The sequence below is a fragment of the Verrucosispora sioxanthis genome (assembly GCF_010560025.1).
Taxonomy (GTDB): Bacteria; Actinomycetota; Actinomycetes; order Mycobacteriales; family Micromonosporaceae; genus Micromonospora; species Micromonospora palythoicola.
In genome coordinates, this window is the sequence record NZ_SAIY01000005.1 from 351,241 (window position 1) to 365,555 (window position 14,315).

General features: G+C 71.1%; 12 protein-coding genes. 5 read left to right on the top strand and 7 right to left on the bottom strand.

What is annotated here, in order from left to right:
- Positions 1–10: 10 nt before the first annotated feature.
- From ENC19_RS17285 to ENC19_RS17295, 3 genes are all read right to left on the bottom strand, one after another.
- A complete protein-coding gene (locus ENC19_RS17285) occupies positions 11–844 on the bottom strand; it encodes a carbohydrate ABC transporter permease (protein ID WP_164448176.1) in 834 nt (277 codons plus the stop codon).
- Position 845: 1 nt separating this feature from the next.
- Positions 846–1,844: a carbohydrate ABC transporter permease gene (locus tag ENC19_RS17290; RefSeq protein WP_164448177.1), complete on the bottom strand. Its 999-nt coding sequence runs from the start codon at positions 1,842–1,844 to the stop codon at positions 846–848.
- Between the two features lie 76 nt (positions 1,845–1,920).
- Positions 1,921–3,210, bottom strand: a complete 1,290-nt coding sequence (locus ENC19_RS17295) for an ABC transporter substrate-binding protein (protein ID WP_164448178.1) — start codon at positions 3,208–3,210, stop codon at positions 1,921–1,923.
- A 294-nt stretch (positions 3,211–3,504) separates the two neighbouring features.
- Here ENC19_RS17295 and ENC19_RS17300 point away from each other — a divergent pair, with 294 nt between their 5' ends.
- From ENC19_RS17300 to ENC19_RS17310, 3 genes are all read left to right on the top strand, one after another.
- Positions 3,505–4,200: a VOC family protein gene (locus tag ENC19_RS17300; RefSeq protein WP_164448179.1), complete on the top strand. Its 696-nt coding sequence runs from the start codon at positions 3,505–3,507 to the stop codon at positions 4,198–4,200.
- 190 nt (positions 4,201–4,390) lie between these two features.
- Positions 4,391–4,822 carry a RusA family crossover junction endodeoxyribonuclease gene (locus ENC19_RS17305; protein WP_164448380.1) on the top strand — a complete coding sequence of 144 codons (432 nt, stop codon included), beginning with the start codon at positions 4,391–4,393 and terminating at the stop codon, positions 4,820–4,822.
- Positions 4,823–4,869: 47 nt separating this feature from the next.
- Complete coding sequence (locus ENC19_RS17310; protein WP_093407224.1) at positions 4,870–5,139, top strand: hypothetical protein; 270 nt, start codon at positions 4,870–4,872, stop codon at positions 5,137–5,139.
- Between the two features lie 396 nt (positions 5,140–5,535).
- On the opposite strand, the gene ENC19_RS17315 is transcribed toward ENC19_RS17310, so the two are convergent.
- From ENC19_RS17315 to ENC19_RS17330, 4 genes are all read right to left on the bottom strand, one after another.
- A complete protein-coding gene (locus tag ENC19_RS17315) occupies positions 5,536–6,210 on the bottom strand; it encodes an HAD family hydrolase (RefSeq protein ID WP_164448381.1) in 675 nt (224 codons plus the stop codon).
- 104 nt (positions 6,211–6,314) lie between these two features.
- On the bottom strand, positions 6,315–7,256 hold the full coding sequence (locus ENC19_RS17320; RefSeq protein ID WP_164448180.1) for an acetyltransferase: 942 nt from the start codon (positions 7,254–7,256) through the stop codon (positions 6,315–6,317).
- A gap of 264 nt (positions 7,257–7,520) precedes the next feature.
- Entirely contained in the window at positions 7,521–8,093 is a 573-nt protein-coding gene (locus ENC19_RS31445; RefSeq protein WP_164448181.1) for a TetR/AcrR family transcriptional regulator, read from the bottom strand.
- A 74-nt stretch (positions 8,094–8,167) separates the two neighbouring features.
- On the bottom strand, positions 8,168–10,864 hold the full coding sequence (locus ENC19_RS17330; RefSeq protein WP_164448182.1) for an MGH1-like glycoside hydrolase domain-containing protein: 2,697 nt from the start codon (positions 10,862–10,864) through the stop codon (positions 8,168–8,170).
- Between the two features lie 41 nt (positions 10,865–10,905).
- On the opposite strand from ENC19_RS17330, the gene ENC19_RS17335 reads away from it, so the two are divergent.
- Together ENC19_RS17335 and ENC19_RS17340 are read left to right on the top strand one after the other, a co-directional pair.
- A complete protein-coding gene (locus tag ENC19_RS17335; protein WP_164448183.1) occupies positions 10,906–12,837 on the top strand; it encodes an amylo-alpha-1,6-glucosidase in 1,932 nt (643 codons plus the stop codon).
- Positions 12,838–12,977: 140 nt separating this feature from the next.
- Complete coding sequence (locus tag ENC19_RS17340; protein ID WP_164448184.1) at positions 12,978–14,309, top strand: glycosyltransferase family 4 protein; 1,332 nt, start codon at positions 12,978–12,980, stop codon at positions 14,307–14,309.
- The last annotated feature ends 6 nt before the right edge of the window (positions 14,310–14,315 follow it).

Below are 14,315 nucleotides of genomic sequence, written 5' to 3' on the forward strand. Positions count from 1 at the left end.
AGTTTCTCACCTATCCCTTGACGGCGCCGGAGGTCAGGCCGGAGACGATGCGGCGCTGGAAGAAGAGGACGAACAGGATGATCGGCACCGTGATCACCACGGCGGCGGCGCAGATCGCGCCGGTCGGGTCCTCGAACTGCGAGGCACCGGTGAAGAACGACAGCGCCACCGGCACCGTGCGCGAACGCTCGGTGGAGGTCAGCGAGATGGCGAACAGGAAGTCGTTCCAGCAGAAGATGAAGACCAGGATGGCGGTGGTGAACAGTCCCGGCGCGGCCAGCGGGGCGATCACCCGCCGGAACGCCTGCCCCTGGGTGGCGCCGTCCATCTTGGCGGCCTTCTCCAGGTCCCACGGGATCTGCTTGAAGAACGCCGACAATGTGTAGATCGCCAACGGCAGCGCGAAGGTGATGTACGGCAGGATCAGGCCCGGCCAGGTGTCGAACAGGCCCAGCTGCCGCTCGATCTCGAACAGCGGCGAGACCAGCGACACCTGCGGGAACATCGCGATCAGCAACGAGACGCCGATCAGCAGTCGCTTGCCGGGGAAGTCCAACCGCGAGATCGCGTACGCGGCCATCGCGCCGAGCACCACGGCGATCGTGGTGGCGATCAACGCGATGCCGATGGAGTTGACCAACGCTCGGACGAACTGGTCGGTGGCGAAGATCGTCCGGTAGTTCTCCAGCGTCCACTCCCGTGGAATGAACTTCCCGTCGGTGAGCGTCGCCGGCGTCTTGAACGACAGCGACATGATCCACAGCACCGGGGTCAGCGCGAACACGACCACGGCGACGTCCAGCAGGCCCCAGCGCACCTTGGCCCGGGTGGTGGTGTCAGCCATGTCAGCGCCTCTCTCCGTCGTCGCTGCCCGGGGCAGCGGTACCGAACAGCTTCACGAAGACGAACGCGATGATCGCCACGGTGATGAAGATCAGCACCGACATGGTCGAGCCGATGCCGAGGTTCAGCCCTCGGATCAGGTTGTTGTAGGCGATCATCGACACCGACGAGGTCTCGTTGGCCCCCGACGTCAGCACGTAGATGTTGTCGAAGACCCGGAACGCGTCCAGGGTGCGGAACAGCAGCGCCACCAGGATCGCCGGCTTCATCACCGGCAGCATCACCTTGGTGAACCGCTGCCAGGCGGTCGCGCCGTCGGTGGAGGCGGCCTTGAGCAGATCCTCCGGCACCAGCGCCAGGCCGGCCATCAGCAGCAGCGCCATGAACGGCGTGGTCTTCCAGATCTCCGCCAGCATGATGATCGCCAGCGAGCTGGCCCGCTCGGTCAGCGGCGCACCGTCGGAGAACAGGTTGGCCAGGTACCCGGTGCCCGGCGTCCACGCGTACCGCCAGGAGAAGGCGGCCACGACCGTGACGATGCCGTACGGGATCAGCGCCGAGGTCCGGACGATCCCCCGCCCGACCAGCGTACGGTGCATGATCAGCGCGAGGCCCATGCCGAGCACCAGCTCCACGGCCACGGTGACCACCGTGATCAGCATGGTCACCCCGAACGCCGTCCACCAGAACTCGTTGGTGAGCACGGTGGCGTAGTTCTGCAGACCGATGAACTCCCGCTCAGCGGGGAACCGCAGGTCGTAGCGCTGCAACGACAGCCACACCGAGTACAGGATCGGATAGGCGGTCACCGCCAGCATGACGAATGCCGCCGGGGCGCACAGCAGCCAGCCCAGCCGCCGCTCGGCCCGCTTGTTCTCGCTCAGCGGTGCCCGGCCGCGTCGGTTGTCGCGTTGGGCGGGCACCGCGGCGTGCCCCCCGCTGCGGGTGTCGGTGCCTTCGGCGGCCACGTCCGCGCCGGCCGGGGTGGAGTTGATGCTCATGCCGTGCCTCCGCTTCGCTCCGGCCCGGCCTGAGGCACCGGCGCACTGAGCCCGATGGTTCGCTCGGGGTGCTCGCTCACGGCAGGACTCCCCTCGACTCCAGGGCGGCGGCGACCGCCTCACGCAGCTCGTCGGCGGTCGCCTGCGGGTCGATCGCCGACGGCGGCGACAGGATCGCCGAGGTCACGGTGGAGATGCTCTGGTACGCGGGGGTCAGCGGTCGCACCGCCGAGTTCCGCAACTGTTCGAGGATGGTCTCCTTCATCGGGTACGCCTCGTCCATCTCGGGGTCGTCGTAGACGCTCTCGATCGTCGGCGGCACCCCGTCGTTGATCGCGGAGAACTTCTGGTTCTCCGCGTTGCGCAGGCACCTGGCCGCCTCGAAGGATTCCTGCGGGTGCTCCGAGTACCGGCTGACGGCCAGGTTGATGCCGCCGATGGTGACCCGCCCCGGAGTGCCCTCCTCGACCCCGGGCACCCGGGCCCAGGCGACCTGCTCCGCCAGCTCCGGGTTCGCTTCCTGCATCGCCGGATAGACGAACGGCCAGTTCACCTGGAACGCGCCGTTACCGCTCTGGAACTCCAGCCGCACCGGATCCTCGGTCGCGTTGCTGAACGACGGCGAGGTCACCCCGGAGGTGGCGAAGTCGCGCAGCACCTCAAGGGCCCGCACGGCGCCGTCGTCCACCACGGCCTCGGTGCCGTCGTCGTTGAGGATGTTGCCGCCCGCGCTGGCCACCAGGGTGTTGTAGAGCACCACCAGTCCCTCGTACTGGGCGCCCATGGTGAGCACCTGATGCGGCCGACCCTGATCCCGCAGCCGCTGCGCCATCGAGATCATCTCGTCCCAGGTGGTCGGCGGCTCGGGCACCAGGTCCTTGCGGTACCACAGCAACTGGACGTTCGTGTTCTTCGGCGCGGCGTAGAGCTTGTCCTCGTACCGGGCGGTCTCCAACGGCCCTTCGAGGGTGCCTTCCTCCACCTCGGCGCGGTCCTGCCCGGTCCATTCCCGGATCCAGTCGGCGCTGGCGAACTCCTGGGTCCAGGTCACGTCGAGGCCGAGCACGTCCATGCCGTCGTCCTCGGCCGCGAGCCGGCGCACCATCTGCACCCGCTGCTCGTCGGCCTCCCGCGGCAGAACCCGGTTGACGATGCGGTACCGCCCACCCGCCTCGGTGTTGCACCGGTCGACCACCTGCTGGAGGTTCTGCTCCGGCGGGTAGTACAGGTTGATCGTGGGCACCCCGCCGTCACCGCCGGAGGCACACGCCGCCATCGGTGCCACAAACGTCAGTGCCGCGGCCGCCGCCGCCATCCGCACGCGGGGCCGGCGTCGAACGCCGACCGGATCACTCCGCTCGCTCATGACCCTCCCCTCGATCTCCGCCAACAGCCGGGGAGGACTCCGTGCCCCGGCGCACGGCGAGACGGCCAGGGCGTGTGACCTGCGGATTCGCACCCCTGCGTTTCGTGGCTGGAACACTGCCCGACCGGTGGAGCCGCGAAACCTGCCCGAGCCGAGACGCGCTAAACACCGAAGCGTGTGGCCCACGTCATGCTTCCGGACCGCCCTGCCGTCGGCCGCCACCACATGTCGATTCGCGGCCGGGACAGCGGCCTTTCGAAGGCGGATGTCGGTGCCGGCCGGCATGATCGGCGGATGATCGCACGCTTCAAGGACCTCTGTCTCGACGCCGCCGACGCGCACGCCCTCGGCGGGTTCTGGGCCCGGATTCTGCACGGTGAGCTGGTCGACGTCGGTGACGGCGACACCCGGGTCGACCTGCCCACCGGTGCCAGCGCGGAATCGATCTGGGTCAACCGGGTGCCCGAACCGCGTACCGCCAAGACTCGCGTACACCTGGACCTGCGGTTGGCCGAGGCGAGCCCGGCGGCGCTGCTGGAAGCCGGCGCGCGGCTGGTCCGCGAGCCGGACTCGGAGATCAGCTGGTGGGTGCTGGCCGACCCCGACGGCAACCTGTTCTGCGCGTTCGCTCCCGGAGACGAGTCCCGCCCGGGGCCGTTCGAGCTGGTGGTGGATTCCGCCGACCCGAGCGCCCAGGCCACCTGGTGGGCCGGCATCGTCGGCGGCGAGGTCGAGGTCAGCGAGCAGGGGTACGCCTCGGTCAACGGCGCGGCCGGCTTCCCCTGGGACCACTGGGTCTTCGACCCGGTGCCGGAGCGCAAGAGCGTCAAGAACCGGATGCACTGGGACGTCGACCTGACCGACCCCGAGCCGTCCGCACTGATCCGGGCCGGAGCCACCCTGCTGCGGGAGCCGGACGACGCGGTGTCCTGGTGGGTGTTGGCCGACCCGGAGGGCAACGAATTCTGCGCTTTCCCACCGGGGGACTGACCGGCCGGTGCTACCGGGCGACCGTCAGGTGGACTAGCGTTTAACAAGCTTCGCCGCCAGCGCGTACGCCGTCGCCGTCGATACGCCACCGGCCGACCCCGACCCGCCCGATCGGTTGGTTCTCGCGGGAACAGCCCCTCACCGGTTACCGGTTGGGCAGGATCGTCCCCAACGAGGAGGTGCCGCCGTGGTGCAGGACACCCGCGCTCTCACCCTGACGTTCGAGGTGAGCGGCCTGCCACCGGTCAAGACCGAAGCGCTTTCCATCTTCGCCGCCGGGCACCGGCAGGCGACGAGGGTACGCGCCCTGTTGCAGGCCGCCTGCGCGGCCGCGCAGGAGACCGGCTGGACGCCACTGTCCGGCCCGATCGAGATCGACCTGACCCTGCGCTGCCCTCCCGGGCACCGCACCTCCGACGCCAGCACCCTGCTGGGTGGGGTGTGCGCGGTGCTCCAGGACAAGAAGCGGGTCGCCAGCATCGGGCTGGCGCACCTCGGCGTGCTTGTCGACGTCGCGCTCTACGACGACGACAAGCAGATCCGCCGGCTGTCCTACCTGGAACAGCCAGCCGAGGAGTTCTCGTACCAGGTGCGCGTCGCCGCCGTGCCGGACGGGGTTTGACCGACGGCAGCGGTGGGGTACCGCAGCCGCCGACGAAGGGAGCACCAATGTCGGAGCCACACGTCACGCTGGATCCCCACGACCCGGTGCAGGAGAAGCTGCGCGGGCCGCTGGAGGAGCAGCTGACCTCTGCCCTGCAGGTGGCCGCCGACCGGGTGCGCGACAGCTACGCCGGCGAGCCGGTCGAGCAGGTCTGCCAGCGGCTGCTCGACGAGACCCGGGCCGGCCTGCACCCCGACATCGCGGCCGGCTTCGAACCGGACATGGACGAGTTGTGCCGGGTGGCGGTCGCCATCGTGCGCGGCGAGATCACCTGACGGACGCGACTCCGTTCGCCCCGACCTGGTCCGGGTCAGGACCGGGCCCACCGGCTCCGGTCCTGACCCCGCCCGGATGTGGACGGCGGGCCTGCTGAGCGCCGTACGGCGGACCGGCCAGCCCCAGCACGGCAACCGACCCGCCCGCACTCAGCTCCACGGTGCCCCACATCCGGACAACGGCGCCCGGCCCACCCCGGGGGAACCGCGACGCCGCAGCCGAGGCTAGGCACCGCCGCCGGCAGCGAACAAGGTCCGGCGAGTCCCAGCCCGCACTATTCCCACCAGGGCACAATCCCGGCAGTTCGGCGTAACGCCGCACCCATCTCCGACGCTGATCGGCGTCGTACCCGCGACGTGCGCTGGTGGCGTCGCTGCTTGCGCCGCCGGCGGTGGTCAGAAGTGACGCAGCAGGTCCGGGAAGGCGTCCAGGTGCAGCACACCGGCGTCCGCCGGATCCAGCTCGTCGTGCTCCAGCACCCAGGTGTTCGCGTTCGGGATGAACACCGCGTTCCAGCCGGCGGCCCGGGCGGGCAGGATGTCCGAGCGTGGCGAGTTGCCGATCATCCAGGCGCGGCCCGGATCCAGGGCATGCCGCCCGGCCAGCCACCGGTAGGTCTCGACGTTCTTCTCCGTCACGATGTGCGCGGCGGAGAAGTGGTGCAACAGCCCGCAGGCATCCAGCTTGCGCTGCTGCTCCGCACGCTCGCCCTTGGTCAGCAACAGCAGCTCGTGCCGGCCGGCCAACTCGTCCAAGGCGTCGGCCACTCCCGGCATCAGCTCGACCTGGTGGGTTACCAGCGCCACCGCCAGCTCGTCGATCTCCCGGCGCTCCGCCTCGGTGGCCGGACGCTGGCGCAGCCGTTCCAGGCAGTCCCGCAGACTGCGCAGGAAGACCTTGCTGCCGTACCCGTGGGTGACGGCGTTGGCCCGCTCGATGTCGTCCAGCACGGCCCGCAGCTGCACCCGGTTCAGCGTGGGATGGTCCAACCACTCCAGGAAGTCGTCGATCACCCGCTCGAACACGACGTTGTTCTCCCAGAGGGTGTCGTCGGCGTCGAAGACCAGCACCCGTCCCGGCTCGATGGCTACCCCACGCGTCACCACGCGGACACTAGACGACCACCCACCCGCCCGACGACCCGATAACGGCGGCCCCGTCCTTGATCGTCGGCTCAGGCCGGTGTGAAGACCACCCGGGAGCGGATCCGCCGGAAGCCGGTCCGCTCCAGCTCCGCCACCACCGCCACCCGGTGCGCGTCCACGTCGGCGACCACCTCGTACGCCCCGCCGCCGGCCAACGCCGCGACCGCGTCGGCCAGCAGTTCACCCAACACCGACTCGTCCAGCAGACCGAGGTAGGCGATCATCGGGAAACAGGCGTCGGCCGTCGGCCCCGCCAGCCCCACCGGCTCGTCGCCGTGCAGTGCGACACGCCAGTTGCCGAGCGGCGTACCGGTCAACCAGGCCAGCGGATCGCGGGCCAGGTCCACTCCGGCCACCACCCGGGCGGTCTCGGCACCGGTCAGCACGACCGGCTCGCCGATCCGGGCCACCAGCGCCCCGATCTCCGCAGCGTCCTGGGCGGAGCGGAAGGAGAACCGGCCGGACGGAGCCGGCAACGGCCCACCCGCCCAACTGAATCTGATCCGCTCTCCCCGCTCGACCAGTCCCGCGAGCCGGGCCGCAGCCATCGTCGCCTCGGCGACCGCCCGCGCCTCGGGCTGCCGACGCCAGTACGCCGGCAGCGCCGCGTGGTACACCTTCGGGCCACCCAGCGCGTCGTGTGCGGCGCGCAGCAACACCGCACCGATCTCCGACGCCGTGTCGACCGACCCGGCTGCGTCGGCCGGCCGCGCGGCACCGGCGAACGGCTTGAGATCCAGGTCGAAGCGTTCCAGCCACGGTTCACCGACGGAACCGGGCAGCAGCAGCCACGCGGCGCGCCCCACCACCCGGTCGCCGCGCAGCGCGACGAAGGTGTGCTCCGGCCGGTAGCCGCCACCGGCGATCCCGTCGGCGTAGCTGATCTGTCGCAGTTGCGGCAACGGGTCGGGCATCGAGTCGAACAGCTTTTCCTCGCCCGCGACGAGCGGGCGGACGACCAGATCGGTCATGGCAGATCCTCCGGGACAGCGACGCCCCGGGTCAGATCCGCGTGGACGCCGGGCCGCGGACGGGGCGCAGAACATCGGACATTGTTCTGACCTCCTCTCCACTCGATCGGCGTGCCCGCCAACCTACGCCCCCACCCCACCCCCCACAACCCACCCCCACCCACCCTCTCCCGGTTGATCAAGAGGTTTGCGTCGTTCCCGCCGACGAAATCCGACCCAAACTTCTTGATCACCGGGCCGAGGGGGGCCGGGCGGGTGGGGTGGTCAGTGGGGGTTGAAGAGGTTGGTGCTGAGGAGGTGTTCGCGGTGGTCCTGGGTCTCGGGGCGTAGGCGGCCGCCGCGGGTGAGCATCACCATGCCGTGCAGCAGGCTCCAGCCCAGCTCGGCGAGGATGTCGGGGTCGCGGCCGGCGGCCAGTGCCGTCAGCGCGGTGCGCAGTTCACCGAAGGTGGCCGCGACCGTCTCGGGGACCTGCTCCGCACCGAGGGTCAGCTCCGGGGTATGGGCGAACATCGCGTCGTAGACCTCGGGATTGGCGTACGCGAAGTCCAGGTAGGCCGCCGTCACCGCCGGCCAGATCTCCGTCGGGCGGTCGACCGCTTCGCGCGCGCCGGTCAGCGCGGCGGCCAGGTCGGCGAAGCCCCGCACCGCGACGGCGGCCACCACCGCGTCCCGATCGGCGAAACGCTGGTAGAGGGCACCGAGGTCGACGTCGGCACGTTCGGCGAGCCGGCGGGTGGTCACCGCGGCCAGGCCCTCGGCCTCGGCCAGCTGCCAGGCGGTGGTGACGATGGCGTCGCCGTCCCGCCCGGTGCCTGGTTCGTCTGCTCCGGACACGCCGCCGATGCTAGCCCCACGTCACGCAGGGTCATCGCGTCACGACGGATTGGCGACTGAAGGCGGCGACCCGGTCAGCGGCGCAGGGTGAGGATGAGGTCGGCGACCAGGGCGGTCCAGCCCGTCTGGTGCCAGGCGCCCAGGCCAGCGCCGTTGTCGCCGTGGAAGTACTCCGGGAACGCGATCAGGTCACGCCAGTCCGGGTGGGTCTGGAACAACTGCGCCGCACCGTAGATCGGCCGGCGGCCCCAGCCGTCGCGGGTGAACAACGCGATCAGTCGGGCCGACAGGTCGTCGGCGATCTCGTCGAGGGTCTTCTTCACCCCGGAGCGGGTCGGGTACTCCACCTGGAGGTCGTCGCCGAAGAACGCGGCGTAGTCCCGCAACGCGCTGATGAGCAAGAAGTTGGTCGGCATCCAGATCGGACCGCGCCAGTTGGAGTTGCCGCCGAACAGGCCGCTCGTCGACTCGGCGGGCTCGTAGCCGACGCAGAACTCCTGCCCGCCCAGGGTCACCGCGAACGGCTTGTCCAGGTGGGCGCGGGACAGCGTCCGCAGCCCGTACTCGGAGAGGAACTCGTCGGTGTCCAGCATCCGGGCGAGCAACCGCACCACCTGCTCCGGGCCGCACATGGACAGCAGCCGCTGCTGCCGCCCGTCCGGGCCGAGCCGCCGCGCGCCGACCACCGAGGCGTACTCGGGCCGGTTGGTGAGGAACCACCGCAGCCGGGCACCCAGTTCGGGCAGCCGGTGCAGGGTCCGCGCGGTCAGTCGGGTCACCGCGGCCAGCGGCAGCAGACCCACCACCGAGCGCACCTTCAACGGCACCTTCGTGCCGTCGGCCAGCCGCAGCACGTCGTAGAAGAACGCGTCCTCGTCGTCCCACAACCCCTGGTCGTACGCGGCCGCCGCGATGTACGCGAAGTGTTCGAAGAACTTCGTCGCGGTGTCTACCCAGGTGCGGTCGTGTTCGGCCAGCACGATGGCGATGTCCAGCAGGTTGAGCGCGTACATCGCCATCCAGCCGGTGCCGTCGGACTGCTCCAGCACCCCGGCCACCGGCAGCGCCGCCGAGCGGTCGAACGGGCCGACGTTGTCCAGCCCGAGGAACCCGCCCTCGAAGACGTTGTTGCCGCCGGTGTCCTTGCGGTTGACCCACCAGGTGAAGTTCATCAGCAGCTTATGCATCATCCGGGCCAGGAAGTCGTGGTCCCGGCTGCCGTCGATCTCGAACACCTTCAACGCCGCCCAGGCGTGCACCGGCGGGTTGACGTCGCCGAAGGCCCACTCGTACGCCGGAATCTGCCCGTTGGGGTGCAGGTACCACTCCCGAAGCAGGAGCAGCAGCTGTTCCTTGGCGAAGCCGGGGTCGACCCGGGCGATGCTCACGCAGTGGAAGGCCAGATCCCAGGCGGCGTACCACGGGTACTCCCACGGGTCCGGCATGGAGATCACGTCGAAGCTGGTCATGTGCCACCAGTGGCTGTTGCGCCCGTACCGGCGACCGCCCGGCGGGGTCGAGCCGGGGTCGCCCTCCAGCCACCGTTTGACGTCGAAGTGGTAGAACTGCTTGCCCCACATCAGCCCGGCGATTGCCTGCCGCGCGATCAGCGCCTCATCGGCGCTGGCCGCGGCCGGGATGACCGCGTCGAAGAACCGGTTCGCCTCGGCGCGACGGGCCCACACCACCGCGTCGAAGCCGTCGCCGAGGTCGGCCGGCGGCGGTTGGCCGCCGCCCGGCGGTGGGGCGGTACGGGTCAGCCGCAGCCGGATCCGCCGCTGCTCGCCGGCCGGCACGTCCAGCACGTAGTGCAGCGCCCCCTTGGTGCCCTCCAGCCGCGGGTTCACCGTCTCCGCCCCGTCGACCACGTGGTCGTTGATGCCGTCCTTCGGGTACGGGGTACGGCTCGGCAGCCCCCACAGCCGCTCGGCGTTCGTGTCGTTGTCGCAGAGCAGCGGCGTCGGGTCGCCGTCGCCTTCGAGCATGATCTGACCGAGCACCCAGTGCTCGCCGACGAGCCGCCGTCCCGAGCCGACGATCCGGGGCACCCGGTCACCGCCGGGCAGCCCCCACGCCCAGGTGTTGCGGAACCACAGGTGCGGCAGCACGTGCAGCCGGTCGGCCTCCTCGCCCCGGTTGGCCACGGTCACCACGACGCACATGTCGGTCGGGCCGGCCTTGGCGTAGTCGACGGTCACCGCCCAGTACCGGTCCTCGTCGAAGATGCCGGTGTCGACCAGCTCGTACTCGGTGTCGTCCCGGCCGCGCAGGCCGTTGACCGCGACCAGCTCGTCGTAAGGGAAGGCGGCCTGCGGATAGTGGTAGCGCCACCGCATCCAGGAGTGGGTGGGGGTGGAGTCCTCGTACCACCAGTACTCCTTGGCGTCCTCGCCGTGGTTGCCGCCGTCGCCACCGAGGCCGAACATCCGCTCCTTGATGATCGGATCCCGTCCGTTCCACAGCGCGAGGGCGAAACAGAACGTCTGCCGGTCGTCGCACACGCCCGCCATGCCGTCCTCGGACCACCGGTAGGCTCGGGACCGCGCATGGTCGTGGGGAAAGTAGTCCCAGGCGGTGCCGTGCTCGCTGTAGTCCTCCCGTACCGTCCCCCACGCCCGCTCGGACAGATAGGGACCCCATGCGCGCCAGTCCTGCTCCCCGGCATCGGCCTGGGCGAGCCGGATCCGCTCGAGGTCGGGGGCGGAGGGCGAACCGTCATTGATCACCTGAACATCTTCGACGCCGCCGGGGTACTTCACCACAGCGGCCATTGTCGTCGTGTCGTGTTACACCTCGCCGCCACGGAGGAAAGTTGATCGAGATTCGCTACGGTTCGCAGGTCTGCGGCGAGCTGACCAGCGCCGCCAGCCGTGAATGGCTGGTGCCGGACGGCCTGGGCGGATTCGCGATGGGCACCGTCGGTGGATTGCGCACCCGCCGCTACCACGGGCTGCTGGTGGTCCCGGGGGAAACGCCAGCCTCCCGCAGGGTGGGACTGGTGAGCCTCGATCCGGCGGTGCTGCTGCCGTCCGGTGCCCGGGTGCGCCTCGGCGCGCACGAGTGGGTCTCCGGTGACGTGGACCCGCGCGGCTTCGAACTGCTGGAACGCTTCGACCTGGCCGACGGGCTGCCGCGCTGGCGGTGGCGGGTCGGTGACGTGGTGATCGAGCGGGAGCTGGCCATGTTGCCCGGCCGTTCCTGTGTCGCGGTGGTGCATCGGCTGGTCAGCGGTGGGCCGGTCGAGCTGGAACTGGCCGCCGCCTGCACCTGGCGGGACGCGCACGGCGAGCGGCGCGGCGACGGGCCAGCCCTGCGGATGGACCCGGTCGACGGCGGTGCCGTGATCGAGGAGGCGTACCGGCTGTCCGGGCCCGGCTGGTCGCCGCAGGGCCACTGGTGGCGGGGCGTCTACCACCGCGAGGAGGCGGCCCGGGGCCTGCACCCGGAGGAGGACCTGTGGTACGCGGGCCAGTTCCGCGACACCCTGCACCGCCCCGGGGACACGCTGTCGGTGCTGGCCTGGGCGACAAACCTGGAGCAGGAACCGCCGCCGGGGCCGCAGGTGGTGGCGGCGGCGCGGCACCGCAACCGGCAGGTGGTCGCGGCGGCCAGGCCGGCCGACGCGGTCAGGGCGACCCTGGCGCTCGCCGCCGACGCGTTCGTGGTGCGTACCGCCGCCGGGCCGGACGTGGTGGCCGGCTACCCGTGGTTCGGCGCCTGGTCCCGGGACACGATGATCTCGTACGAGGGGCTGTTCCTGCGTACCGGCCGGGCCGACCTCGGCCGCGAGCTGCTGCGCTCGTACGCGGCGACGCTGTCGGAGGGGATGCTCGCCAACACCGCCGACACCGGGCGGGTCGAGTACAACACCGTCGACGGCACGTTGTGGTTCCTGCACGCGGTCAGCCGGCACGTCACCGTCACCGGCGATACCGACCTCGGCGACGAGCTGTTGCCGGCGCTGCGCGCGGTGGTCGATGCGCACGTGGCCGGCACCCGGTACGGCATCGCCGTCGACCCGGCCGACGGACTGCTCACCTGCGGTGCCCCCGGGGCCGCGCTGACCTGGATGGACGCCCGGGTGTACGGAGTGCCGGTCACGCCGCGGCACGGCAAGCCGGTCGAGGTCAACGCCCTGTGGATCAACGGGGTGGCCGGGATCGCCGAACTGGCCGAGCTGGCCGGACAGGACGCCGACGGACTGCACCGGCTGCACGAGCGGGCGGTGAAGGCGTTCCGGGACCGCTTCCCCACCCCGGCCGGCTGGCTGCACGACGTGGTCGACGCGCCCGCACCGGCGTACCCGCTCGGTGGCGCGGCCCACCACGACGACGACCTGCTCCGTCCCAACCAGCTGCTGGCCTGGTCGCTGCCGTTCGCGCCGATGGAGCCGGACGTCGAGGCGCTGGGTCACCTCGGCGCGGGCCTGCTCACCCCGCTCGGCCCGCGCAGCCTGTCCCCGGACTGTCCCGGCTTCCTCAGCCGGCACCGGGGCGGACCGGCCGAGCGGGACACCGCGTACCACCAGGGCACGGTCTGGCCGTGGCTGATCGGCCCGTACGCCGACGCCGTCCGGCGGGCCGGGCTACCGATCGACGACCTGTTCATCGGTCTGGAGGCGCACCTGAGCGAGTACGGCCTCGGTTCGGTCAGCGAGACCGCCGACGGCACGGCCCCGCACACCGCCACCGGGTGCCCCTTCCAGGCGTGGTCGGTCGCGGAGTTGCTGCGCGTCCGCCGGTAGCGCTTTACACCCCCGCAACGGTTACGTCTCCGCTGGTTAGCCAGCTACGACCAGGATTGGTCCCGATCCGGCCGCAACGCGAACGCCACCCGTCAGGGGGCTTCCCAGGGGTGCGCGGAGACAACTCAAAGGGGGCGCGCATGTCACCGAACGCCGACGTGATCGACATCAACCCCGCACGCTCGCAGCGGGTGCTGATGCTGTCGTGGGAGTACCCGCCGGTGCTCGTGGGTGGGCTGGGTCGGCACGTGCACGCCCTGTCGGTGGCCCTGGCCGCCGCCGGTCACCAGGTCACCGTCGTCACCCGCCACACCGACGGCGCCCCCCTGGAGGAATACGTCGACGGCGTCCGGGTCATCCGCGCCGCCGAGGACCCCGTCACCTTTCCCCTCGCCACCAACTCACTCCTGGCCTGGACCATGGCCTTCAACCACACCCTCACCCGCGCCGCCCTGCGAGCAGTCGCCACCGAAACCTACGACGTCATCCACGCCCACGACTGGCTCGTCGCCCACACCGCCATCACCCTGCGCGACCACCTCGACCTCCCCCTCGTCACGACCATCCACGCCACCGAAGCCGGCCGACACCAAGGCTGGCTCCCCGAGGAGATGAACCGCACCATCCACGGCGTGGAGCACTGGCTGAGCAACGCCTCGAACCGGGTCATCGCCTGCTCCGGCTACATGCGCGATCAGGTCACCACGCTGTTCGACACCCCCGGGCACCGCGTCGACGTGGTGCCCAACGGCGTCGACGACCGGGCCTGGCGGGCCCGGCCCCGCGCGGTCGCCTCGGCCCGCGCCCGCTTCGCCGGGGACGGTCCGCTGGTCGGGTACGCCGGCCGGCTGGTCTACGAGAAGGGCGTACAGCACCTGGTCGACGCGGTGCCGAAGCTGCGCGCGCGGCATCCCGGGCTGCGGGTGCTGATCGCCGGAGACGGCCCCTACCGGGGCGAGTTGGAGGACCGGACCCGTCAGCTCGGGCTCGGCGGCACCGTCCGCTTCACCGGTTTCCTCGACAACACCCAACTGCCGGCGGTGCTCGGCGCCACCGACGCGACGGTGGTGCCCAGCCTCTACGAACCCTTCGGCATGGTGGCGTTGGAGGCGGCGGCGGCCGGCGCACCGCTGGCCGTGGCCCGCACCGGCGGGCTGGCCGAGATCGTCGAGCCGGGCGTCACCGGCGTCACCTTCCCGCACAGCGACCCGTCGGCGCTGGCCGGTGCCGTGGGGCAGCTGCTCGGCGACGAGGTCTTCGCCCGCCGGGTCGCCCGCCAGGCACGCAGCATGGTCGGCCGACGGTACGGCTGGGCCACCATCGCCGCCCGCACCGCCGACACGTACGCCGCGGCCCGCCGCGAGCACGTCGCGCCGCAGCCCCGGCGCGTCGCCGCCGAGCTGCCCGCGCGCCGGCAGACGATCGCCATTCCGGACGGCAACCTCCTCTCGGTGGGCGGGGCCGCCTCCTGAATGGAC

Excerpts from the sequence above, each read along its gene's own strand:
- ENC19_RS17285 (WP_164448176.1), bottom strand. The coding sequence starts at position 844 with ATGGCTGACACCACCACCCGGGCCAAGGTGCGCTGGGGCCTGCTGGAC.
- ENC19_RS17290 (WP_164448177.1), bottom strand. The coding sequence starts at position 1,844 with ATGAGCATCAACTCCACCCCGGCCGGCGCGGACGTGGCCGCCGAAGGC.
- ENC19_RS17295 (WP_164448178.1), bottom strand. The coding sequence starts at position 3,210 with ATGAGCGAGCGGAGTGATCCGGTCGGCGTTCGACGCCGGCCCCGCGTG.
- ENC19_RS17300 (WP_164448179.1), top strand. The coding sequence starts at position 3,505 with ATGATCGCACGCTTCAAGGACCTCTGTCTCGACGCCGCCGACGCGCAC.
- ENC19_RS17310 (WP_093407224.1), top strand. The coding sequence starts at position 4,870 with ATGTCGGAGCCACACGTCACGCTGGATCCCCACGACCCGGTGCAGGAG.
- ENC19_RS17320 (WP_164448180.1), bottom strand. The coding sequence starts at position 7,256 with ATGACCGATCTGGTCGTCCGCCCGCTCGTCGCGGGCGAGGAAAAGCTG.
- ENC19_RS17330 (WP_164448182.1), bottom strand. The coding sequence starts at position 10,864 with ATGGCCGCTGTGGTGAAGTACCCCGGCGGCGTCGAAGATGTTCAGGTG.
- ENC19_RS17340 (WP_164448184.1), top strand. The coding sequence starts at position 12,978 with ATGTCACCGAACGCCGACGTGATCGACATCAACCCCGCACGCTCGCAG.